33 protein-coding genes and 1 pseudogene are annotated in these 16,720 nt (G+C 64.3%); 19 read left to right on the top strand and 15 right to left on the bottom strand.

From position 1 onward, the window contains the following. Positions 1-906 (bottom strand): terminase small subunit, encoded by a 906-nt coding sequence (locus ACRSCF_RS10095; protein ID WP_432675667.1) that lies wholly within the window; start codon positions 904-906, stop codon positions 1-3. Between the two features lie 166 nt (positions 907-1,072). Between ACRSCF_RS10095 and ACRSCF_RS10090 the strand changes: the two genes are divergently transcribed. The 6 genes from ACRSCF_RS10090 (at position 1,073) to ACRSCF_RS10065 (ending at position 3,348) form a co-directional block, all read left to right on the top strand. Further along, positions 1,073-1,279: a helix-turn-helix domain-containing protein gene (locus ACRSCF_RS10090; RefSeq protein ID WP_082254135.1), complete on the top strand. Its 207-nt coding sequence runs from the start codon at positions 1,073-1,075 to the stop codon at positions 1,277-1,279. A 139-nt stretch (positions 1,280-1,418) separates the two neighbouring features. Continuing rightward, positions 1,419-1,664 (top strand): hypothetical protein, encoded by a 246-nt coding sequence (locus ACRSCF_RS10085; RefSeq protein ID WP_432675665.1) that lies wholly within the window; start codon positions 1,419-1,421, stop codon positions 1,662-1,664. 153 nt (positions 1,665-1,817) lie between these two features. After that, positions 1,818-2,291 (top strand): hypothetical protein, encoded by a 474-nt coding sequence (locus ACRSCF_RS10080; RefSeq protein WP_289241613.1) that lies wholly within the window; start codon positions 1,818-1,820, stop codon positions 2,289-2,291. Then, positions 2,284-2,727, top strand: a complete 444-nt coding sequence (locus tag ACRSCF_RS10075) for a hypothetical protein (RefSeq protein ID WP_432675663.1) — start codon at positions 2,284-2,286, stop codon at positions 2,725-2,727. The genes ACRSCF_RS10080 and ACRSCF_RS10075 overlap by 8 nt, the downstream gene beginning before the upstream one ends. A 91-nt stretch (positions 2,728-2,818) precedes the next feature. Beyond that, positions 2,819-3,121 carry a hypothetical protein gene (locus ACRSCF_RS10070; RefSeq protein ID WP_034364644.1) on the top strand — a complete coding sequence of 101 codons (303 nt, stop codon included), beginning with the start codon at positions 2,819-2,821 and terminating at the stop codon, positions 3,119-3,121. Continuing rightward, positions 3,118-3,348, top strand: coding sequence for a hypothetical protein (locus tag ACRSCF_RS10065; RefSeq protein ID WP_203400660.1), 231 nt, complete (start codon positions 3,118-3,120; stop codon positions 3,346-3,348). The genes ACRSCF_RS10070 and ACRSCF_RS10065 overlap by 4 nt, the downstream gene beginning before the upstream one ends. A 38-nt stretch (positions 3,349-3,386) precedes the next feature. Here the strand turns inward: ACRSCF_RS10065 and ACRSCF_RS10060 are convergent, their stop codons facing one another. From ACRSCF_RS10060 to ACRSCF_RS10000, 13 genes are read right to left on the bottom strand one after another with little or no spacing between them, the layout of a single operon-like run. Further along, positions 3,387-3,947 carry a hypothetical protein gene (locus tag ACRSCF_RS10060; protein ID WP_432675661.1) on the bottom strand — a complete coding sequence of 187 codons (561 nt, stop codon included), beginning with the start codon at positions 3,945-3,947 and terminating at the stop codon, positions 3,387-3,389. Beyond that, positions 3,944-4,468, bottom strand: coding sequence for a hypothetical protein (locus ACRSCF_RS10055; RefSeq protein ID WP_432675659.1), 525 nt, complete (start codon positions 4,466-4,468; stop codon positions 3,944-3,946). Before ACRSCF_RS10055 ends, ACRSCF_RS10060 begins: the two co-directional genes overlap by 4 nt. After that, on the bottom strand, positions 4,465-4,722 hold the full coding sequence (locus tag ACRSCF_RS10050) for a hypothetical protein (protein ID WP_289241618.1): 258 nt from the start codon (positions 4,720-4,722) through the stop codon (positions 4,465-4,467). The genes ACRSCF_RS10055 and ACRSCF_RS10050 overlap by 4 nt, the downstream gene beginning before the upstream one ends. Beyond that, positions 4,715-5,035 (bottom strand): DUF4406 domain-containing protein, encoded by a 321-nt coding sequence (locus tag ACRSCF_RS10045; protein ID WP_432675656.1) that lies wholly within the window; start codon positions 5,033-5,035, stop codon positions 4,715-4,717. Before ACRSCF_RS10045 ends, ACRSCF_RS10050 begins: the two co-directional genes overlap by 8 nt. Continuing rightward, on the bottom strand, positions 5,032-5,499 hold the full coding sequence (locus tag ACRSCF_RS10040; RefSeq protein WP_432675654.1) for a hypothetical protein: 468 nt from the start codon (positions 5,497-5,499) through the stop codon (positions 5,032-5,034). Before ACRSCF_RS10040 ends, ACRSCF_RS10045 begins: the two co-directional genes overlap by 4 nt. After that, the gene (locus tag ACRSCF_RS10035) at positions 5,496-5,660 is read right to left on the bottom strand and encodes a hypothetical protein (protein ID WP_180319365.1); all 165 of its coding nucleotides are present in this window, start codon (positions 5,658-5,660) and stop codon (positions 5,496-5,498) included. Before ACRSCF_RS10035 ends, ACRSCF_RS10040 begins: the two co-directional genes overlap by 4 nt. 43 nt (positions 5,661-5,703) lie before the next feature. Continuing rightward, on the bottom strand, positions 5,704-6,210 hold the full coding sequence (locus ACRSCF_RS10030) for a hypothetical protein (protein WP_432675652.1): 507 nt from the start codon (positions 6,208-6,210) through the stop codon (positions 5,704-5,706). Continuing rightward, positions 6,207-6,989, bottom strand: coding sequence for a hypothetical protein (locus ACRSCF_RS10025; RefSeq protein ID WP_016454791.1), 783 nt, complete (start codon positions 6,987-6,989; stop codon positions 6,207-6,209). The genes ACRSCF_RS10030 and ACRSCF_RS10025 overlap by 4 nt, the downstream gene beginning before the upstream one ends. Continuing rightward, a complete protein-coding gene (locus ACRSCF_RS10020; protein ID WP_016454790.1) occupies positions 6,982-8,001 on the bottom strand; it encodes a hypothetical protein in 1,020 nt (339 codons plus the stop codon). Before ACRSCF_RS10020 ends, ACRSCF_RS10025 begins: the two co-directional genes overlap by 8 nt. After that, positions 7,998-8,711, bottom strand: coding sequence for a phage antirepressor KilAC domain-containing protein (locus tag ACRSCF_RS10015; protein ID WP_034364725.1), 714 nt, complete (start codon positions 8,709-8,711; stop codon positions 7,998-8,000). The genes ACRSCF_RS10020 and ACRSCF_RS10015 overlap by 4 nt, the downstream gene beginning before the upstream one ends. Next, on the bottom strand, positions 8,708-9,133 hold the full coding sequence (locus tag ACRSCF_RS10010) for a hypothetical protein (RefSeq protein WP_432675650.1): 426 nt from the start codon (positions 9,131-9,133) through the stop codon (positions 8,708-8,710). Before ACRSCF_RS10010 ends, ACRSCF_RS10015 begins: the two co-directional genes overlap by 4 nt. A 6-nt stretch (positions 9,134-9,139) precedes the next feature. Further along, positions 9,140-9,469: a hypothetical protein gene (locus ACRSCF_RS10005; protein ID WP_034364657.1), complete on the bottom strand. Its 330-nt coding sequence runs from the start codon at positions 9,467-9,469 to the stop codon at positions 9,140-9,142. After that, the gene (locus ACRSCF_RS10000) at positions 9,462-9,710 is read right to left on the bottom strand and encodes a transcriptional regulator (protein ID WP_126313202.1); all 249 of its coding nucleotides are present in this window, start codon (positions 9,708-9,710) and stop codon (positions 9,462-9,464) included. Before ACRSCF_RS10000 ends, ACRSCF_RS10005 begins: the two co-directional genes overlap by 8 nt. 72 nt (positions 9,711-9,782) lie before the next feature. On the opposite strand from ACRSCF_RS10000, the gene ACRSCF_RS09995 reads away from it, so the two are divergent. After that, complete coding sequence (locus ACRSCF_RS09995; RefSeq protein ID WP_082254137.1) at positions 9,783-10,490, top strand: XRE family transcriptional regulator; 708 nt, start codon at positions 9,783-9,785, stop codon at positions 10,488-10,490. 318 nt (positions 10,491-10,808) lie between these two features. On the opposite strand, the gene ACRSCF_RS09990 is transcribed toward ACRSCF_RS09995, so the two are convergent. Beyond that, entirely contained in the window at positions 10,809-11,168 is a 360-nt protein-coding gene (locus tag ACRSCF_RS09990; protein WP_126313204.1) for a hypothetical protein, read from the bottom strand. Positions 11,169-11,271: 103 nt separating this feature from the next. On the opposite strand from ACRSCF_RS09990, the gene ACRSCF_RS09985 reads away from it, so the two are divergent. The 12 genes and pseudogenes from ACRSCF_RS09985 (at position 11,272) to ACRSCF_RS09930 (ending at position 16,679) form a co-directional block, all read left to right on the top strand. Beyond that, positions 11,272-11,571 (top strand): hypothetical protein, encoded by a 300-nt coding sequence (locus tag ACRSCF_RS09985; RefSeq protein ID WP_034364730.1) that lies wholly within the window; start codon positions 11,272-11,274, stop codon positions 11,569-11,571. Positions 11,572-12,110: 539 nt separating this feature from the next. After that, the gene (locus ACRSCF_RS09980; RefSeq protein WP_324623075.1) at positions 12,111-12,446 is read left to right on the top strand and encodes a hypothetical protein; all 336 of its coding nucleotides are present in this window, start codon (positions 12,111-12,113) and stop codon (positions 12,444-12,446) included. Positions 12,447-12,452: 6 nt separating this feature from the next. Beyond that, positions 12,453-12,743, top strand: a complete 291-nt coding sequence (locus ACRSCF_RS09975; protein WP_082254138.1) for an Arc family DNA-binding protein — start codon at positions 12,453-12,455, stop codon at positions 12,741-12,743. Between the two features lie 590 nt (positions 12,744-13,333). Beyond that, positions 13,334-13,531: a hypothetical protein gene (locus ACRSCF_RS09970; RefSeq protein WP_158528252.1), complete on the top strand. Its 198-nt coding sequence runs from the start codon at positions 13,334-13,336 to the stop codon at positions 13,529-13,531. Further along, positions 13,519-13,830 carry a hypothetical protein gene (locus ACRSCF_RS09965; RefSeq protein ID WP_047475203.1) on the top strand — a complete coding sequence of 104 codons (312 nt, stop codon included), beginning with the start codon at positions 13,519-13,521 and terminating at the stop codon, positions 13,828-13,830. The genes ACRSCF_RS09970 and ACRSCF_RS09965 overlap by 13 nt, the downstream gene beginning before the upstream one ends. Before the next feature lie 106 nt (positions 13,831-13,936). Then, a complete protein-coding gene (locus ACRSCF_RS09960) occupies positions 13,937-14,233 on the top strand; it encodes a hypothetical protein (RefSeq protein WP_272206840.1) in 297 nt (98 codons plus the stop codon). A gap of 5 nt (positions 14,234-14,238) precedes the next feature. Next, positions 14,239-14,526 carry a hypothetical protein gene (locus tag ACRSCF_RS09955; protein ID WP_272206841.1) on the top strand — a complete coding sequence of 96 codons (288 nt, stop codon included), beginning with the start codon at positions 14,239-14,241 and terminating at the stop codon, positions 14,524-14,526. Between the two features lie 76 nt (positions 14,527-14,602). Next, complete coding sequence (locus ACRSCF_RS09950; RefSeq protein ID WP_034369364.1) at positions 14,603-15,019, top strand: hypothetical protein; 417 nt, start codon at positions 14,603-14,605, stop codon at positions 15,017-15,019. Between the two features lie 38 nt (positions 15,020-15,057). After that, on the top strand, positions 15,058-15,909 hold the full coding sequence (locus ACRSCF_RS09945) for a YfdQ family protein (RefSeq protein ID WP_324623070.1): 852 nt from the start codon (positions 15,058-15,060) through the stop codon (positions 15,907-15,909). Positions 15,910-15,954: 45 nt separating this feature from the next. Then, complete coding sequence (locus ACRSCF_RS09940; protein ID WP_432675645.1) at positions 15,955-16,185, top strand: hypothetical protein; 231 nt, start codon at positions 15,955-15,957, stop codon at positions 16,183-16,185. Then, the gene (locus tag ACRSCF_RS09935) at positions 16,182-16,364 is read left to right on the top strand and encodes a hypothetical protein (RefSeq protein ID WP_432675643.1); all 183 of its coding nucleotides are present in this window, start codon (positions 16,182-16,184) and stop codon (positions 16,362-16,364) included. Before ACRSCF_RS09940 ends, ACRSCF_RS09935 begins: the two co-directional genes overlap by 4 nt. Before the next feature lie 29 nt (positions 16,365-16,393). Continuing rightward, positions 16,394-16,679, top strand: a pseudogene (locus ACRSCF_RS09930) (H-NS family nucleoid-associated regulatory protein). Positions 16,680-16,720: the final 41 nt, after the last annotated feature.

Genomic DNA, 16,720 nt, shown 5'->3' with positions numbered 1-16,720 from the left:
TCAATCCTCCTCGTCCGTCGGGTCTTGCTTAACCTGCAGCGTGGAGCCCGCGCGGGGGCCTGTGCGCTCCGGGTCATCTGCAATGGGCGCGAAGCCGTTGCCGTTCTCCTTGGAGATGCGATGCAGCAGCGCGGCCAGCGGGTCTGACTTCTGCTGGTTGTCCCTCTCGTACATGCCCAGGTACTTCCAGATTTTTTCTGCGAAGGCCTCCTTGCTGTGCGTCAGGACCTGCAGGCCATCTTTCGTACGCTTCACGCCGGCATACAACTGGGCAGCGGCTGGGCTCAGGTAGCGGGTGTCCTTGATGACCTCGCGTGCATATCCATCCCCAACGCATGCAGTGCAGTCCGGGTGCGGCGGCCGGTGGGGGTTGAAACCGATGCCGCCTTCTTCATCGAAATCCTCGGGCGCCTTGCCTTCAGCACGCCATGACTCGCGTGCCTGGTTCATCTCGCTGACGGTGCGCTGGTAGCGGAAGTTCTCCCCCCAGCAATGGCGGCAGCATGCGACCTTGGTCTCGATCAGTTCGCGTGCATCGGCTGTGGCGATCAGCCAAGCCTGCTGCAGCATGGCGTCGGCAGTGATCTGCGTGCGCTCCTGCTGCTGCTTTCGGGCTTCCGCAATCGCGACTTGGATGTGAGGTTTTGACAGGTTCTCAGAGGCGATCTGCCGAGCCGTCTTGGCGCTGTAGCCGGCTCGTATCGCCGCTTGGGTTCCATTCAGGTCCACCAGGAATTCATCGATGAACTTCGACTCCCTCGCGGTCAGCGCCTGGGCATCCGTGCTCTTGGTGCGGGCGGCCTTTTTTGACGGGGCCTTCTTCAATGCGGGTTTCGCGGTCGCGCTCGGCGGCTTCTTGGCCGCTGGGCGCTTCGCAGGAACGGCAGTGTCTGCGACCTTCTTCACGGCTGCAGGCTTCTTGGGGACTGGTTTCTTAGGAGGCTCGGACTTGCCGGCAGGACGTTGGGCCATGGCCGGAAGTGTTCCGGCATGGCCTAGGGCCGTCGAACCCTAGCCGGGGCGCGCCGCGCGACGCGCCACTTTGCGCAACAGTTGCGCATAGAATTCCGGCATGACAGCCAAACCACCCACCGCCCACACAGCCGAAGAAATCACGGATTGGATGCGGCGCAATGGCCTCACGCAGACCGCTGCAGCCGAGGCCCTGGGTATCTCTCGCCGCATGCTGCTGTACTACCTGACCGGCGAGAAGCCCGTGCCCCGCACCGTCGCCCTGGCCTGCCTGGGCTGGGAAGTGGAGCAGGAAAACGCGGCCTGATTGGCTCCTGAAAAAAAGACGTTGACTGCGCAATCATTGCGCATTAATATTCTTCCCATGGCAGCAGCAAGCGGCCACTGGCCCGGCAGATCCGGGAAGTCTCGGCCGCCTAGGTCGAACGCATCAGGGGGAAGAAACCATGTCCTACATCATCAGCAACGGCCAGATCATCGCCAAGACCGCCGCCACCCTGGCCAGCGGCCAAAGCGTCACCTTCAGCGGCACCCGCGTGGCCGAAGAAATCCACGCCGCCCGCCAGTGGAACCTGGTCAACGCCCAGCGCGGCACGATCGGCAACGGCAAGGCCTGGGATGCCAAATGGGCCAGGCTGGAAGATGGCCGCATGGCCAGCGAAATCAACCCCGGCGAATTCTTCATTGCCTGACTGCTATAGTGGTGCCATCCAGATAGGTGCCGACTGCCGAATAGGCAGCTTAGGAAATACCGCAGTCATGGTGCTCCATCAGCGGGCTCCGCACTCTCCACTACCGAACAGGTAGCTTTTCTGCCGCATAGGCAGTACCACAGGAGATGGATGATGCAAACCGAAGACCAAGAATTTGATGCCGAGGTGCGCGCCTTCGTGGCCTCGTTCGGCCAAGTGCAGCGCACGCGCTATGGCCGCTGGTTGGCATGGCTGGACCCAACGCACGACTTTGTGCGCGAGGGCCTGCAGCCGCCTGGGCAGGTCAATGTCTACCTGCACGGCGAACCCACATGCACCGCCCAAAACAGCTACTGGGACGGCCAGCCGCCCATAGGCTTTGCGCGGGGCAAGCCCATCTTTGGCGGCCCGCTGGACTTGCGAAAATCCGCCGACCGGCTGCTGTGGCGCCAGGCCTGGGCCGCTCGCCCGTATTTCGAGAGCGCGGAATCGGCGCGCCGCAAGATCGAGGACTGGATCTGGGCCAACCGCCCAGACATCGTGCGAACGGCAAAGAATGAGGTGCGCGAGGCCATCGCCTACCGCCGCCGCATGACCTGGAAAGCCCGGGAGCAGGCCCATGGCTGAGTGGCGCATCTACCAGGGCAACACTCTGTATTGCCAAACCGATTGGGCGCCCATGGCTGTGGCTGCCTGGGACCGAGCCGCCCGCGACACAAACACCGAGGATGAGCGCACCGAGGTGGTGCTGGAGAGGGACGGCCAGTTGTTGGAGCGCGTACTGCCACGCCGTGCGGGTCACCCTTGGCCCGACACTCGCACCACTGTGCCAGCGCTGGGGGATCTGGCGGCGGCAATCCTGCAGCTGGCACGCGCCGCAGGAATCGACGCCACCGCGCTGGCCGATGAGATGACGCGCAACGGCCTGCCCACCGCGCGCAGCCGCCTGGACCGCATCCGCACAATCTCGCGCGACAACAGCGCGCACACATCCAGCGCCGAGCTGATGGCCATGTGCTATGCGGCCGTGGGAATTTTGCGCAGCAACGAAAAAGGGGATTGACTGCGCAATCATTGCGCAATAGTATTGAACCCATGGCAGCACACCGCCGCCAGCGGCGCCTCCCGTCAATGAGGGGCAAGTGAGAACCACAATGAGCGCAATTTCCTATATCTGGGCCGCAGAGCAAACCGAGCCGGGCATGAGCGGCGTGCAATACGCTGCAACCAATACACCTGCCGCACCCAGCGGGCTGCAGGCTGTGCCCGTTGGGGGTGCCGAGGGCCTGGTGCATCAGGAAAGCCTTTACGGCGACTGGAAGCTGATAGGCACCGCCAAGGGAACCAGCTACAGCAACGATTACGGCTACTTTGTTGAGCTGGACACTCCCATGATGCAGGGCGCCCCCGTGGAACTCGAAGAGGTGGTGCGCTGCGGCTGGTACAGCCAGGCATGACACAGCGCGCCAAGCTGGTGGTGCACCACGGTGGCCCCTGGCGCCACTATCAATGGACCGAGCTGCCGGGCTGGGAAATGCTGGGCACAGTGCAGCGCGGCCACGAAATCGGCGCGCTGGCGCGCAACCTGCGCACCGGCCAGTTGGTCATGCTCAGGGCCGGGGCGGCCAGCGCCCTGGACCAGCGCAAGGTGCTGGCCGCCTTGCAGACTGCGCGGGCCGTTTGACTCGAAAAAGCCCGCGCGCATCTGGCTTTTTCTTGACCCTATGCTGCAGCTTGGCCCGACAGCGCACTGAGCAGATCACCCTGACGTCCGTCAACACGCCGCTGAGCTTTTAGCGCTTTCACTTCGCGCTCCAGGTCTCTACGTCTGGCCACCTCCTCCAGCAGTTGGTCCTGCAGTTCAGTGACGCGCGCCAGGGCCGTGTGCTCGAGCGCCACGCCTGCCAGTCCCTGACCGAGGCGCGCGGCTTCGGGGCGGACCAGATGCAACACATGCTCCCCAATCTCCACCAAGGTCCGCCCATCGTTGAGGTGAACGATGACTACATCCCGCGCCGGCCCGTGCTGGTGCACAGGGCGATAGCACTGCTTCACCGCCGAAATCATCCCCTCGCCGCGCAACACCTTGATGCGGTCGTCCACTGTGGTGAGGTTCAGGCCCGTCATCTTGTGGATCCGGTCCCGCGTCGGCTCCTCGCCTGCTTCGTGCAACTGGCGGATCGCCTCATAGACCTGCGTCAGCGTGGGCACGGCCTCGACCGCGCCAGTGTCCGGGTTGCCGCCGGCTGTCTTGTGGATGGTGCTGTTGGTGGCTTGGTTCATGCGGTTTCGCTCCAGAGTGGCAGGCGTTGTGGCCATTGGCCGGATTCGAGGATGGTGTGGCGGGTGATGCGGCCCCACTCGAGGCCGTAGTCGCGGTGGGCTTCGCGGCCGCCGTCAACAAGGCGGTATTGGTCGTATGCGACGTGGCATCCCTCGATGTCGGGGCGCGTGCAGCACAGCGGGAAGCCAGTGCGGTCATCTGTCTTGAGCGCGAAGCCCTTGCCGAGGTTGAGGTGTGCATGCTGAGAGAAATCGCAGATGCCGCACCAGATGCAGGGCAGCGCGGCGACGGCGCGGCGGTAGGCTTCGCATTCCAGGATCTCGGCCTTTGGCACGACCAAGCCCGTGCTGGCCCCGCCCATCACAACAATGCTGGTGCACGCCATGCCGGCGGTGGCGCGTGCACTGTCCATGGCGCGGGCCGCGCGCTGCGCCAGGCGCTCCTCTCGGTCTTGCGCTGGTGCGGCGGCGGGCCGGCGGCCGAAGCCGCGGCTGGGCCAGATGCTCCGGTTCTGGATCATCGGATTTCGCCCTCCAGGCCCACATCCACGAGGAAGCCGTGGTCGCCCATCACGCACACACGCGTGGGGCCGTACTGCTCCAGACGGCAGCAGCGGTTTTCCGACCAGGCGGAGAAGCGGTAGCGGCCCAGGGCATCGGGGCCTTCGATGCGCTCACGCATCGCGGCGCCCCGCCACAGGGGCGGGTGTTGGGACGCGGCGCGCACGGGGCCGCGCTGGCCACGGCGCGGAAGATCGGGGCGGAAATCAAGCATGTGCGCCGCCCTCCCCTGCGCCGGCATCGAAGTCCTGCACCTCCAGACCCAGCACGCGCGCCACAAAGTTCTCCAACCGGGCGCCGCGCGACTGCTTCCAGCCCGGCAGCCGGTGGACGGCATCGCAGGTGCACAGCTGCGGCAGCGCCAGACGCATGTAGCCGGCCCAGCTCCCGCACGCTGGCGCGGGGTTCTCGGCCGGGTTCTCGACGTGGTGGCCCTGGGCGCGCAGCATGGCGGCGGCGCGGTTGAAGGCCGGGTAGTTGAACTCAGGCAGCCCCGACATCGGGCCGGCGATGTAGATGCGCTTCATGGCCGGGCCCTCCGGAAGGACCACGCGATCATTGCGGCGTCACGCTGGTGCTGATTGCTGCGGCCAGCCCAGCCGGTCAGGCGGCTGAAGGTGGCGGCATCGATCTTGGCGCCGTGGGCACTGCCGGCCTTGGCGCTTGGCGGCATGCCGTGGCATGGGATGCCCAGCGCCGCGCACAGGCCAACGATGAGCTTGCACCAGGCGTCGATCTCGCCGACGTTGCGGGCGATCTTCTTGCGGGCACCGTCGCTGCCCTTGGCTGTCCAGGTGCGGCGCGCGGCGCGGCTGTCTTCGAAGATGACCAGCGTGGGCCGGCGCTCCTGCAGCACCAGGGCAATTTCTGCGGGCTCGATTTCCTCCAGCCCCTGCAGCTGGCCGTCAACGATCCAGGCCAGGCCCGTGTGCTTGCCCGGGTCCATGCCCAGCACCGTGATCGGACCCTGGTGGCCAGCCGGCACCGTCACGCGCGGGGCGGCGGGCGCCAGGCGAGCGCCTGCAGCTGCTGCACCACCTGCTGCTCGATGTCCACGAACAGCCGGGACTCGTCCCTGTCCAGCTCCCTGGCCCTGGCCTTGACGTACTCCCACCACCCGGGTTGCTGAGCCAGCTTGACGAGGTGCGCCACGGCTTCCCCGCTGAGATTGATTTGATGTTGCTGCCATTGGTTATCAGACGACGATGAATTCATGGGTGTCGCTGCCGTGGCTGTTGACCAGCAGCTCGCGCAGGCGGCGTTCGGTGGCGCGGTGCGCGCGGATGAAGGTGCGGGCCGGGATCACCTCCAGCACCTGGCCGTAGGCCTCGCCGAACTCGACCAGGTGGCCCAGTTGCACTGCGTTCAGGCGCATCTCCTGGCCATGGCCGTGCTTGCGGCCCAGGTCAACCACGGCGGCCACCGCATCGGCAAACAGGCTCTGGGCCTCGGGCTCGGTGAAAACGCCCATGCCCAGCAGCGTTTCGGACAGGTTCGTGGCGTCGGCCAGGTCGCGCCAGTGCTGCACGGTCGGGGATGCGTAGCCCACGGCATGCACTGCGGCCAGGACTGCAGCAGCCAAGGGCTCGCGCTTGCGCTGGTGCAGCGGCTGCCGTTCGCTGGCCGATAGCTCCTGTGCCAGCGTGTAGGTGTAGGGCAGCCGCAGGTAGTCGCGGCTCACGGCGGAATGGATGGCGCTCATGGCTGGCTCCCCTGCTGGTGCTGCGCCACGGCGGCGGCAGCGCGGCGCTTGGCCTGACTCAGGCGCATGCGGCCGGCGCGGGCCTGGACCTGCACGGGCGTGAAACGCGCGGCCTTGAGTGCAAAGGCTTCGCGCAGGGTGGCCAGCTTGGACAGCACCTCACGCTTCGGGCCGCTGGGCATGGACTCAGGTGCCGGCAGCGCCAGGGCGGCGCGCGGGGCCGGCAGCTGCAGCTGCTCGCGCAGGTCGTCAGTCAGGCCCTCCAGCCCGCCCGGCAGCCTGCCTGCCGTGATGGCTTCCTGCACGGCGCGCGTGCGGGCTTCGGGGTCGTGCCCCAGGCTAACCTGAACCACAGGACGACGGCGCAGTGCACGGGCCTCGCCGGTTATCCTGCCGTAGGCCTCGATGAAGGCCTGCCGGGCGCCGAACTTGTCGCCGGCATCCAGCAGCGGCGCGGCCACGGCCCAGGCCTGGGCGATCTCATCGGTCCACACCACAGTGGCCTGCTGGTCTGCGCTGGTCAGCGCCAGGGCGTAGGCCTCGGCCGGCAGCATGCGGCCCATGGCGTGGTCCACGTACTGCAGCACGGTGCCGGTGAGGATCGGGCCGCGATGCTCGGCGCGGATGCGGGCAAGGGCCAGGCGCAGCACAGGCTTGTCGATGTGGGCCAGATCTTCCGCCAGCAGCAGCAGCGCTGCAGGCCGGACCTGCTGGCCGCTCAGCTCCATCGTGGCGCCCAGCTCCTCCAGCAGCCAGTCGGTGGCGTGGGGGTCAGACATCGATCACCTCCCCCTGGCCTTGTTCGGCACCCGCGCCTGCGGCCTGGGCAGCGCCTGCACGCTCGCGCATCAGCCGCTTGGCTTCTTCGATGGCGCCAGCGTTCGCGCTGGTCTGGTCGGCTTGGCGGGCCTGTGTGCTGGTCATCCCAACGCCGGTCTGGCACTGCGTTGCCCACTTCTCAGCGTTCTGCTGCAGCAGGCGGACGGGGTGCATCTCCCGGACGATGAAGTCTTCCTGCACGCGGCGCACGTAGTGCACGGCGATGCGGGGGGCGACCTCGGCGCCAACACGGTCGATGAAGTTGCAGATCTGGCCGCCCACCGTCTGGTTCCAGACGGGCCAGCTGCGATACCGGCCCTCGTAGGCAATGGCGTATGCGATCCAGGTCTTGTGGGACTTGGTGTCCGGACCGGGGTAGCGCAGCTCAGCAGGGATCTCGTGGATGGTCCCGTTGGGTGCCGTCACACGCATCGGCTCAGCAGCAGCGTGGGGGGCTTCAGCCCCCGGCGCAATACTCTCTGCTGTAGTCTCTGAAGTAGTCTCTGTTGTAGTCTTACTTAGTTTAGATTGCGGGTTTCCTGCAGACCTGTTTGCAGCTTTCCCGCGAACCTGTTTGCGGGTTTTCTGCGAACCTGTTTGCGGGGTTCCAGCATCCTTGATTGCAGGATTCCTGCAATCTTGTTTGCAGGGGGTGTCCAGGCCTTCCAACTGGCTCACCAGCGCATCGATGCTGACTCGGAAATACAGCTTGGCGGGGATACCCCGGCGAGCCTCTTCCATGAGCCCCAGCGACAGCAGCTTCTTGCGGGCGGTCTCCTGCTCAGTGCGGCTCAGGCCGGTTTCATCCTCCCACTCCACCTGCGTCTTGAAGAACCAGCCATCGTCGTCAGAACCACGGTTGGCCCAATACACAGCCTGGGAGAGCATCAGCGCGCCAGTGATGCCAGCGCCAAGGTGAACGAACGAGCGCTGGAAGGCAATTGGACGGTCCAGCATGGAAGCGAGGTTCATGCACGCTCCCCTTGCGCCAGGCGGGCTTGGTGCTGGCCCCACAGGCCGGCTACCCAGTTCACGCCCTTGGGGGTGAACTTCGTGGTGTTGAAGGCATGCTCGTTGGCCTGGGCCACACCCGTCTTCACGACAAAGCGGCCGGCATCGATGTGGCACTGGTGCGCAGTCCACTCGCCGCCCAGGCGGTACATGATCTTTTCGTCCTGCAGCCAGGCCCGGAATGCGTGCTCGTTCGCGCCCAGCAGCTTGGCCACCTGACGGAAGCCCTTCGCGCCGTTGGCGGCCACGTAGCGGTCCACATATTCAGCCTTGGGCGCGGCCAGTGCCAGGGCGGCCTGCTGCTGCTCGATCTGCTCGGCTTGTTCAGCGGCCAAGCGCAGCGCCTGAGACATCGTGCGCGGCACCGCTGGCGCGGCCTGAGCCTCCAGCTCCTGCCACCGCTTCACCACCTTCATGCGCGCCACGGCGTCGTAGCCCAGCAGCAGGGTCAGGCAGGTGTCGCGGTCCAGTTCGTACTGCGGGTAGCGCTGGCCGTTGGCACCGGCGTAAGTCGTTGTTTCGCAAACAGGCTTCAAATCTGAAGCCTGCAAGTCGTCCAGCAACGTGCGGATGTCGCGCATCACGTTGCCATGGTCGCGGCCTGTCAGCTCGGCGATCTCGCGGCTGCTCATCGTCAGCACGGCGGCGGAAATTGCAGTGATCGCGTTCATCGGGCGGACCCTCCTAATTCGGGGGCCCCAAAGGGTCCTATGAGCGATTGCAGTCGGCTGGCAGACTGCTCCTCATGCATCAACTTCTCCGCCACCATCTGCCGATAGCTGCGCTCCCAGGTCATCACATAGATGGCATCGCGCAGCACCGTGGAGGTGTCCGTTCCCTTCAGCACGCAGTTGCGGCGGAACTGCTCCGCCGTGGACTCGTCCACCTTGGTCTTGAGCTGGATGTCCAGCTTGCCCAACGGCCCGGCAATGCCGCGCGCGAACATCGGCGCGCCAGCGTCTTCGTCCAGTTGATCCTGGACACGGGCCAGGACGCGCTCGACCTGGTCGTAGTCCAGGTTGGCCAGGGCGGCGAGCACGGCCTTGGCCGCCGCGGCTTCCGCGCGGCTCAATGTTTCGTGGGTGTCACGCATGCGGGACTACTCCTTGGATGTGGAGACAGGTGGAGGGGAGTTGGGACGCCAGCAGTTGAGGCGCGACCAACCCAGCAGCCAGCTCAAAACAGGCCGGCGGGGACTTGGTGCTGCAGGCGGCACGGTGGAGCAGGTGAAGTCGCCGAAGGAATCGCCATGGATGCTCTTGAGGATTCGGTCGCGCTCTTCCTCGCTCCCGTGCATGAGGCGATGCCTGATCACGAACCGTTGGTGATCGCGCTTGGCCTGCAGGGCCGCCTCGCGTTTCCTGCGCAGTTCCCGCAGGCGCTGCACGGTGGGCGGGGCCTTGTCGCCCCAGCGGTACGGCTTATGCATGGCCCTGCTCCTGGGCGGCAGGCTGCGCAAGCTCGGGCCAGATGTCTTGCCAGTCGTTGGGGCGGAGGTCTCGGCGGGAGACGGCTCCCTGGGTCGCGCGCTCAATGCCCACGCAATGCGCGGGATCGGGCTTTGTTCCACGCGCGCGCCAGTTGCTTACAACGGGCTGAGCTACGCCAAGGGCGGTCGCAAGCTTGCTGACGCCGCCAAGAAGTGTGATGGCTTGATCAAGGGCATTCATGCCCAGCATCATCACTCAAGTGATCAGAAATATCAACACCATTGTTATTCACAGTGGTGATGCAATGTGAATATGGAAACCTCAGGACAACGCCTCGCGCGGCTTCGCAAAGAACGGGGGATGAGCCAAGCCGCTCTCGCTAAGCAAGCAGGCCTCAGCGGGCAAGGCGCCATCGGCAATATCGAAAACGACACCCGTGGCTACGGCGCTAGCATCATTGACATCGCGCGCGCTTTGCAAACCACGCCCGAATTTCTGCGCGGCGAGACCATGGACCCGGGAAGCGCCAGTACCACCTCAAACGGTGAGAACGTGATCCAGGTTATCGATGACACCCCGCCGCCCGGCTACGTCCGCCTACAGCACCTCTCGGTCCGGCCGTCGATGGGCCCGGGCACGCACATGGATGAGGCCGTGCAGATCGTCCGGCATCTCGATGTGTTGGAAAGCTGGGTGCGCAAGAAGATCGGGACCGTCAACCCCGAGCGCATCAAGATCATGACGGGCAATGGCCACAGCATGAAACCAACGATTCAAGATGAAGACTTGGTGTTTGTGGATATGGGCCAGCGGACCATTGACGCACAAGGCATTTACGTCATCGATGTTTACAACCGTCTTTTGTTGAAAAAAGCCCTAATACTTTCTGACGGCACCCTTGTTCTTCGCAGCGACAACATCGTGGACTATCCCGACGAAGAGCGAATTGATCTTCGCAAGGCATCTGAGTGCATCAACATTGCCGGCAAGGTGTTGGCTTGGTGGACTATGAAGCATTGAAGCTAGAGAATAATCTGAAAACACATGAACACCACATGCCCTCTTTGCGACTCATCTGCTACATTTTCAAGGAGCGGAAAATTTAAACTATACGCATGCCCAAAATGCACCACCTTCTACATTGACGAGTCTGCCGAGGATTGCCTCAGCGAACTTGTCGAGGTGTTCAAGACGGAATTCCGACGAAAGCTCTCTGATTTATCCAGGAGAAAGGTTGAAGGTACTCGTTTTGTCATTAGAGAAGCGCCCGCAGTTGACAAATCTCTCCCGCATATCGAAAACGTCACGCCTAGAATTAGTGCTTTGATTGAAGACAACTCAACCGGTCTTGCCTGATAGCTCGTAAAGAGTTATGCATTTACTGACTCCTTCCCCCTCAGTAACGGCCATATTCATCCCGGACGTATTCTGCTCGAATTGCTTGGTGCCAGATTTTGTTGCAGCGGCTATAGTCAATACACCATCGCCAAACCCTGTTGCGATCCCATTTGCGTAAACTCGGTACACACGTTGCGTTACAGCGTCTACCGCTACCCATATAGGTCGGCCATCAGCCCCATCTCCAACACTCAGAATCCGTGGATCGATGGGGTTGATAAGAATTTCTGACCCCTCAGGGGCAGACTGCTCACTCTTGGTCATAGTCTTCCTTTGCCCGCCTTGAGCGGGCTTTTTCATGGCCGCCTGCTGGTGTTTAGCGGACCATGTAACAAATTACTGTACACGCATACAGTCATCATGCATACTAGAACTGTGTTTTTAACCAGCACCAAGGATGCACATGACCACTTCCGCCCTCACCTCGTTCCGAGTCACCCTTCAAGACTGCATCGGCATCGAGCACGACATCAAGGCCAAGGCCGAAGCCCGCTTCGCCAAGGTGATTGAACGAAGCTTCCCTAACCAAGAGGCCATGACACGGGCCTACAAGCTCTTCAACGATGCGGCCGAGGGCGGCGTAATCGGGAAGGCCAACGAGCCAGTGGCGCTCTCTTGGCAGAAGGCCTATGAAGCGGCCCAGCAAGCCGGACTCCAGGGGATTGCTGTGGAGGAGGCCTACTTTGAAGTCCGTCTTCACTAAGGACGCCCAACCCACTACCCCCTACACGGCCCCCTTGCAATCACTATGGTGTGCAAATCTTACTCCAGCACATCACTTTAGTGTTGCTTTAGAAAATAACTTATGTGATCATTGGCGCAACGTAACCAGCCACCGCACATGCGGACAGGCAGGGAAGTTGGGCACCACGGCATCGACCGGCGCGCTCTGGCTCTTGCAGCAAGCACGGCTGGGTAAAGACAGGGCACCGCGGGCATGGCGCGGATGGAATGTTGAACCTGCCGGTGCGAAGGCTAGTAGCGCTCTGCCCCTGGATGGGATCAGGCAACGCGAACGAGATATGGCGCCGCATGTATGCCGGACTTGAGCCGGCAGCAGGCGAGCTACCACTGCACTGCGAACCGCCTCCTGGGTCAAGAAAACGGGAGTGAGGCATGAACTGGGATGCCAAGAAAAGAAAAGCCCAGAGCAACGCCCTCCCCGAGCGCATCGGGGCGAAACAAAAGCGGCTTCCCAGAGAGGCCGCTTTTGTTTCCGCCACCACCACAGGAGAGACCACCGTGAACCATTCCAATTCCCTCGCCCATCTCGGCGCCGCCCCTGCCCGCGGAGTCAGCGCCCTGCACGCCGCTGCCCAGGCGCAACCCGTCAGCCAGGTTGAAGCCGCGCTCAGCAACGTCGATGCAGGCATGGATGACTTGAAGAACACCATCAGGCGCATCTCGGGCCGGCTGGAACCCGTGATGTCGGCCGCCGGCATCTCAGCCGAAGGCAATGCGCACGAAGCCGAACCTGCATCCTCCACGCCGCTGGTGCGCCGGCTGAACGAGCTGGCCAACCAGCTGCGCCTGGACTGCGCTGCCCTGCAGGACCTGGAGCGGCGCCTGGCGCTGTGATGGGGGATGGCAGCCAACATCCCACAGGACGACTGGCACAAAACAGGATTGCGGCTGCCGAAAGCCCTTCATCAGCGAGTGCATGAAGAAGCGGCAACCAGCGGCCGGTCCTACAACGCCGAGATCGTCCACCGCCTGGCCCAGACCCTGAGCGAGGACTTAGCCGCAGAGCAGCCAGCTGCGCAGCCGGCGCTGGCCGAGATGCTGGCACAGATGCGCGAGCAGACCGGGTTGCTGCGAGATCTGGTCGGCCTGGCGCGCGAGGCTTCATCAACGCCAGAAGACTTCCGTGCGTGACAACTCCCCGGCGCAGAGCCGGGGCCATCATTGAAGCGGCGGCGTGGAGCCCTCGGGCGAAGCTGGAAACAGCGAGGACACGCGGTGGTGCCCTGCAACCCCCAGACCTGCAGGGCCTCGAAAGCTGCTGGGAGCCGGAATCAAGCCCGGCCCGCTTCAATGATGGTGACGAGAGATGACCACGGGTAGCGTCGTGGCCGTGCCTGGTGCACGGGAGGTACGTAGTCGGCGTGCACTGGGATCTATCTGACCACCCCGGGAAAGTAGCGGGGACCATCAACCTATACCCTGGCCACGGGGTCGCAGAGGCCTGACCAGCCGCAGCAGGTGGAAGCCCTGCACCTTTTACTCTCCGTTCACATTTGCCCGGCCGTGTGCAGGGTATCGTGGACGCAATCAGTTTCCACGCCGAGCCTGGGCATCCTCCTCCCTCCCTCTCAACTTCCCAGGCACGCCTTCACGGCATCGGCACTTTCCAGCCAGGCCCTGCAGCTTCACAAGTTGCAGGGCCTTTTTGTTTCGTGGGGCCGCTCTCGCGGCATTGGCCCGCCCTGCAGCAATGTGGGGCGGGCTCTTTTTTGGAATCCACCATGAGATCGAAATTCATTCGCCGCCGCGGCGGCAGAGCCCAGGCCCAGTACGAGCCTCGGACCTATGCCGACTGGCGTGAAGAACAGCGCCTCATCGCCGAGCAGGAGGCCCAGCGCCTGCAGCGGCAAGCAGCCACCAACCCGAATCCGCCTCCTGGCGGATTTGTTGTTTCCGGAGAGCCCAAATGCAACGAGTGATCCCCTCCGAGCCCTTCAATCCCGATCCCGATGCGCGCTTCCTTCGCGAGGCCTCGCGTCCTGGCCCTGTTTCCGAGCCGGGCCCAGCGCCCACGCATGGTGGCTGGCTGCTGCTGTGCCTTGTCCTGCTGGTGGCCCTGGCTCTCAGCGCATGTGCCGATGCTGGCGCGGCCCAGGACCCCGTGCCCAGCGCAGCGGACGTGCAGCGCGCACACAGTGCCGCCCAGGCCTGCCCGCCCGGTCATGCAGTCGTGTGGACCGGCCCGCAATCGATGGAATGCCTACGCGAGTTCCCATGACCAAACTCCTCGGCTTTTTCCTCTGGTCGGCCTTCTCGGCCGCCGGTTTTGCTGCTGCGGTCGCCATCTCCGGAGCACCCCTTTTCTGAACCTGGAGCACCAGCTCATGAGCCAATTCACAGACCCCATCGAAGGCGTGCGCGTCACCCACGAGATCACGTCCAACCACCACGCCCATGCCATGACGCATGTGGCTGAGCCGATCATCGAAATCCTGAGCGCCTATGGCCAGCGCAACGGCAACACGTTTGCCCTGTATGGCGGCCTGTACGCCATGGGCTGCGCCCTGGCCAGCGTCGGCGCGAACCTGGAGCCCGGCGTGGATCTGCGTCAGCAGCTCGAACCCATGCTCGCCGGCTACCAGGCAATGCGCGAGTCCCAGGTCAAGGCACAGGCCCACTGATCACCATGGCGAATCCCGAGAAGCTCAACCTCTCGCAGATCTGCGCGGCCTTCGCGCCCGTGTTGCAGCTCAATGCGGCAAACCTTGCAGCCCTGGGCGTGCCCTTTGAGAAGGACCGCAACGCTGTGCTGATGAACGCCCGCGACCTGCCGCGCCTGGCCGACGCCCTGATCGACCGGCTCTACCAGAAGCGTGAGGAATTCCTGGCCGGGCCCGCGCCGCGCGCGCCAGCGATCCCTGTGCCCGCCATCCAGCACCTGCCGGCCGACGACACCGAAGGCGGCGCGATATAGCCGACCCTCCCCTGCTCTCCCTCAACGCCCACCACCTGGTGGGCATTTTTTTGCCTCAACCAGATAGGAGCATCCCGTGAGCAAGCTCATCAATCCCACCCTCAAATCCAGGCGCCAGGCCTTCGCCGACTTCCTGGCAAACAGCGCGCCCTTCCTGGGCGAGGAAGCCACCGAGGCCCTGAACGACCTGGTGCACGCCACCACGGAAACGGGCAAAGCCGGCTCGCTCACCTTGACCATCAAGATGAAACCCATCGGTGGCAAGGCCGGCCAGATGGAGCTGGACACCGATGTGAAGACCAAGCTGCCCGCGCCCACGAAGGGCCGAACCATCCTCTTCACCACCCCCGACAACAACCTGCAGCGCAGCGATCCTCGCCAGCAAACGCTGGATGGCGTGCGCGACGTGTCGCAGGAATCCATTGCCCAGAAGGAGCTGCGCCAAACCGCCGCAGCCCCTGAGCAGCAGCCCGGCCTGCGCGTCGTCGGCTGACTCCCATTTCCTCAACCCAGTCCCTCAAGGAGAACCCCGTGGACCTGCAAGACACCAAGACCGAAACCGCCAGCCGTGAAATCCAGGCAGCCAGCCATCAAGCCGTGCGCTTTGTCGGCGCCGGCGCACCCATCGTGCTGCTCCCCGAAGGCTTCACCGCTGAAGACCTGAGCTACACGCTCGCGGCCCCGACCCGCAAGAAGGGCACGGTGCAGTTGAACGATGCCGAATCGTTCATCGCCGTGGTCAACGACCAGAAGGGTGAATCCACTCGTCTGTTCAGCACCATCGATCCGCCCACCTTCACTGCCGTGTTCAATCACATCGCGTTCGGCAGTGGCTGGGGCGATCACCAAGCTCGCTACAACGCTCCCCTCTCGCCGGAGTGGAAGGCGTGGACAGGCATGGATGGCAAGAAGGTGGGCCAGGTCGATCTCGCGCAGTTCATCGAGAGCAACCTGGTCGATGTCGTCTACATCGCTGCCGACCCGGCAGCGCGCGAACCAGGCAGCCCGGACGGCTCCACGTTGCTGGAGGTCTGCCGCACGCTGGAAGCCAAGAAGAAGGTGGACTTCAAGAGCAGCGTACGGCTGTCGGACGGCTCGACCCAGTTCACCTATGACGAAGACGTGCAGGGCAGCGCGCGCCAGGGCCAGCTGCAGGTGCCCGAGCAGTTCAGCCTGGGCATTCCCGTCTTCGAGAACGGCGACAAGTGGCGTGTGGATGTGCGCTTCCGCTACCGCATCGACGGCGGCAACCTCGTCATGTGGTTGGAGCTGGTCCGTCCGCACAAGGTGGTTGAGCAGGCCGTGAAGGACCTGCGCGAAAAGATCGCCGCCGCCACCGAGCTGCAGATCCTCAACGGCGCGCCGAACACCGCGCGCAACTGATTGCGGGGGCGCCTATCTTGGGCGCCCTTTGCGAACTCCCCCGCCATGGCCACACCACCTGAAAAGGTCTGCACCACCTGCGGCGAGCCCTGGCCCGCCGACGTGGGCTTCTTCCGCGCCCTGGTCAAAAGCCCCGACGGGCTGGCCGACCAGTGCAACGCCTGCGTATGTGACAAGTACCGCCGCTATCGCATCCGCAACCCCTCCCGCCCGCGCGCCACCGATGTGCTCGCCAGCATCTGGATGCGGCCGGCGGCCCCAGCCTCAACAGCATGAACCAAGACACCGAACACCAGCCCACGCGCTCCGAGCGCGATCTGCCAGCCGCGCGCCGCGCCGCCGAACGTGCCCGCGCCATCTGGTGGGACGAGCAGAAGCCCACGCACTGCTTCGGCTGTGGCGCCGAACTGCCCGAAGACCATCACCGCGGCGATGCCCTGCCCTGCGGCCACTGACCACCCCGTCCAAGAAAGGAACCCCTGACATGACCGACTACCAGAACCTGCTGGCCCGCAAGGCCGAACTCGACGCCCAGATCGCCCAGGCCCATGCCGAGCACAAAGCCGAGGGCATCGCCGCGGCCCGCGCGCTGATCCAGGAGCACAGCCTGACCGCTGCCGATGTGTTCCCCGCCGCGAAGCCCAAGGGCAAGCGTGGGCGCCCCGAAGTACCGCGACCCCGCCACCGGCGCCACCTGGACCGGCCGGGGCAAGCCGCCGAACTGGATCAACGGCAAGGACCGCACTCCCTTCCAGATCACACCCGACTGAACGATGCATGAGCGAAGGAGCCGCGCGGCCCCTTCCCTGAT

Source organism: Delftia sp. 11MD (genome assembly GCF_050907895.1).
Classification (GTDB): Bacteria; Pseudomonadota; Gammaproteobacteria; order Burkholderiales; family Burkholderiaceae_C; genus Comamonas; species Comamonas tsuruhatensis.
Note: the sequence above shows the minus strand (reverse complement) of the source record. Positions and strands in the feature narration are given on the sequence as shown.

Excerpts from the sequence above, each read along its gene's own strand:
- ACRSCF_RS10090 (WP_082254135.1), top strand. The coding sequence starts at position 1,073 with ATGACAGCCAAACCACCCACCGCCCACACAGCCGAAGAAATCACGGAT.
- ACRSCF_RS10085 (WP_432675665.1), top strand. The coding sequence starts at position 1,419 with ATGTCCTACATCATCAGCAACGGCCAGATCATCGCCAAGACCGCCGCC.
- ACRSCF_RS10080 (WP_289241613.1), top strand. The coding sequence starts at position 1,818 with ATGCAAACCGAAGACCAAGAATTTGATGCCGAGGTGCGCGCCTTCGTG.
- ACRSCF_RS10075 (WP_432675663.1), top strand. The coding sequence starts at position 2,284 with ATGGCTGAGTGGCGCATCTACCAGGGCAACACTCTGTATTGCCAAACC.
- ACRSCF_RS10070 (WP_034364644.1), top strand. The coding sequence starts at position 2,819 with ATGAGCGCAATTTCCTATATCTGGGCCGCAGAGCAAACCGAGCCGGGC.
- ACRSCF_RS10065 (WP_203400660.1), top strand. The coding sequence starts at position 3,118 with ATGACACAGCGCGCCAAGCTGGTGGTGCACCACGGTGGCCCCTGGCGC.
- ACRSCF_RS10060 (WP_432675661.1), bottom strand. The coding sequence starts at position 3,947 with ATGAACCAAGCCACCAACAGCACCATCCACAAGACAGCCGGCGGCAAC.
- ACRSCF_RS10055 (WP_432675659.1), bottom strand. The coding sequence starts at position 4,468 with ATGATCCAGAACCGGAGCATCTGGCCCAGCCGCGGCTTCGGCCGCCGG.
- ACRSCF_RS10050 (WP_289241618.1), bottom strand. The coding sequence starts at position 4,722 with ATGCTTGATTTCCGCCCCGATCTTCCGCGCCGTGGCCAGCGCGGCCCC.
- ACRSCF_RS10045 (WP_432675656.1), bottom strand. The coding sequence starts at position 5,035 with ATGAAGCGCATCTACATCGCCGGCCCGATGTCGGGGCTGCCTGAGTTC.
- ACRSCF_RS10030 (WP_432675652.1), bottom strand. The coding sequence starts at position 6,210 with ATGAGCGCCATCCATTCCGCCGTGAGCCGCGACTACCTGCGGCTGCCC.
- ACRSCF_RS10025 (WP_016454791.1), bottom strand. The coding sequence starts at position 6,989 with ATGTCTGACCCCCACGCCACCGACTGGCTGCTGGAGGAGCTGGGCGCC.
- ACRSCF_RS10020 (WP_016454790.1), bottom strand. The coding sequence starts at position 8,001 with ATGAACCTCGCTTCCATGCTGGACCGTCCAATTGCCTTCCAGCGCTCG.
- ACRSCF_RS10015 (WP_034364725.1), bottom strand. The coding sequence starts at position 8,711 with ATGAACGCGATCACTGCAATTTCCGCCGCCGTGCTGACGATGAGCAGC.
- ACRSCF_RS10010 (WP_432675650.1), bottom strand. The coding sequence starts at position 9,133 with ATGCGTGACACCCACGAAACATTGAGCCGCGCGGAAGCCGCGGCGGCC.
- ACRSCF_RS10005 (WP_034364657.1), bottom strand. The coding sequence starts at position 9,469 with ATGCATAAGCCGTACCGCTGGGGCGACAAGGCCCCGCCCACCGTGCAG.
- ACRSCF_RS10000 (WP_126313202.1), bottom strand. The coding sequence starts at position 9,710 with ATGAATGCCCTTGATCAAGCCATCACACTTCTTGGCGGCGTCAGCAAG.
- ACRSCF_RS09995 (WP_082254137.1), top strand. The coding sequence starts at position 9,783 with ATGGAAACCTCAGGACAACGCCTCGCGCGGCTTCGCAAAGAACGGGGG.
- ACRSCF_RS09990 (WP_126313204.1), bottom strand. The coding sequence starts at position 11,168 with ATGAAAAAGCCCGCTCAAGGCGGGCAAAGGAAGACTATGACCAAGAGT.
- ACRSCF_RS09985 (WP_034364730.1), top strand. The coding sequence starts at position 11,272 with ATGACCACTTCCGCCCTCACCTCGTTCCGAGTCACCCTTCAAGACTGC.
- ACRSCF_RS09975 (WP_082254138.1), top strand. The coding sequence starts at position 12,453 with ATGGCAGCCAACATCCCACAGGACGACTGGCACAAAACAGGATTGCGG.
- ACRSCF_RS09970 (WP_158528252.1), top strand. The coding sequence starts at position 13,334 with ATGAGATCGAAATTCATTCGCCGCCGCGGCGGCAGAGCCCAGGCCCAG.
- ACRSCF_RS09965 (WP_047475203.1), top strand. The coding sequence starts at position 13,519 with ATGCAACGAGTGATCCCCTCCGAGCCCTTCAATCCCGATCCCGATGCG.
- ACRSCF_RS09960 (WP_272206840.1), top strand. The coding sequence starts at position 13,937 with ATGAGCCAATTCACAGACCCCATCGAAGGCGTGCGCGTCACCCACGAG.
- ACRSCF_RS09955 (WP_272206841.1), top strand. The coding sequence starts at position 14,239 with ATGGCGAATCCCGAGAAGCTCAACCTCTCGCAGATCTGCGCGGCCTTC.
- ACRSCF_RS09940 (WP_432675645.1), top strand. The coding sequence starts at position 15,955 with ATGGCCACACCACCTGAAAAGGTCTGCACCACCTGCGGCGAGCCCTGG.
- ACRSCF_RS09935 (WP_432675643.1), top strand. The coding sequence starts at position 16,182 with ATGAACCAAGACACCGAACACCAGCCCACGCGCTCCGAGCGCGATCTG.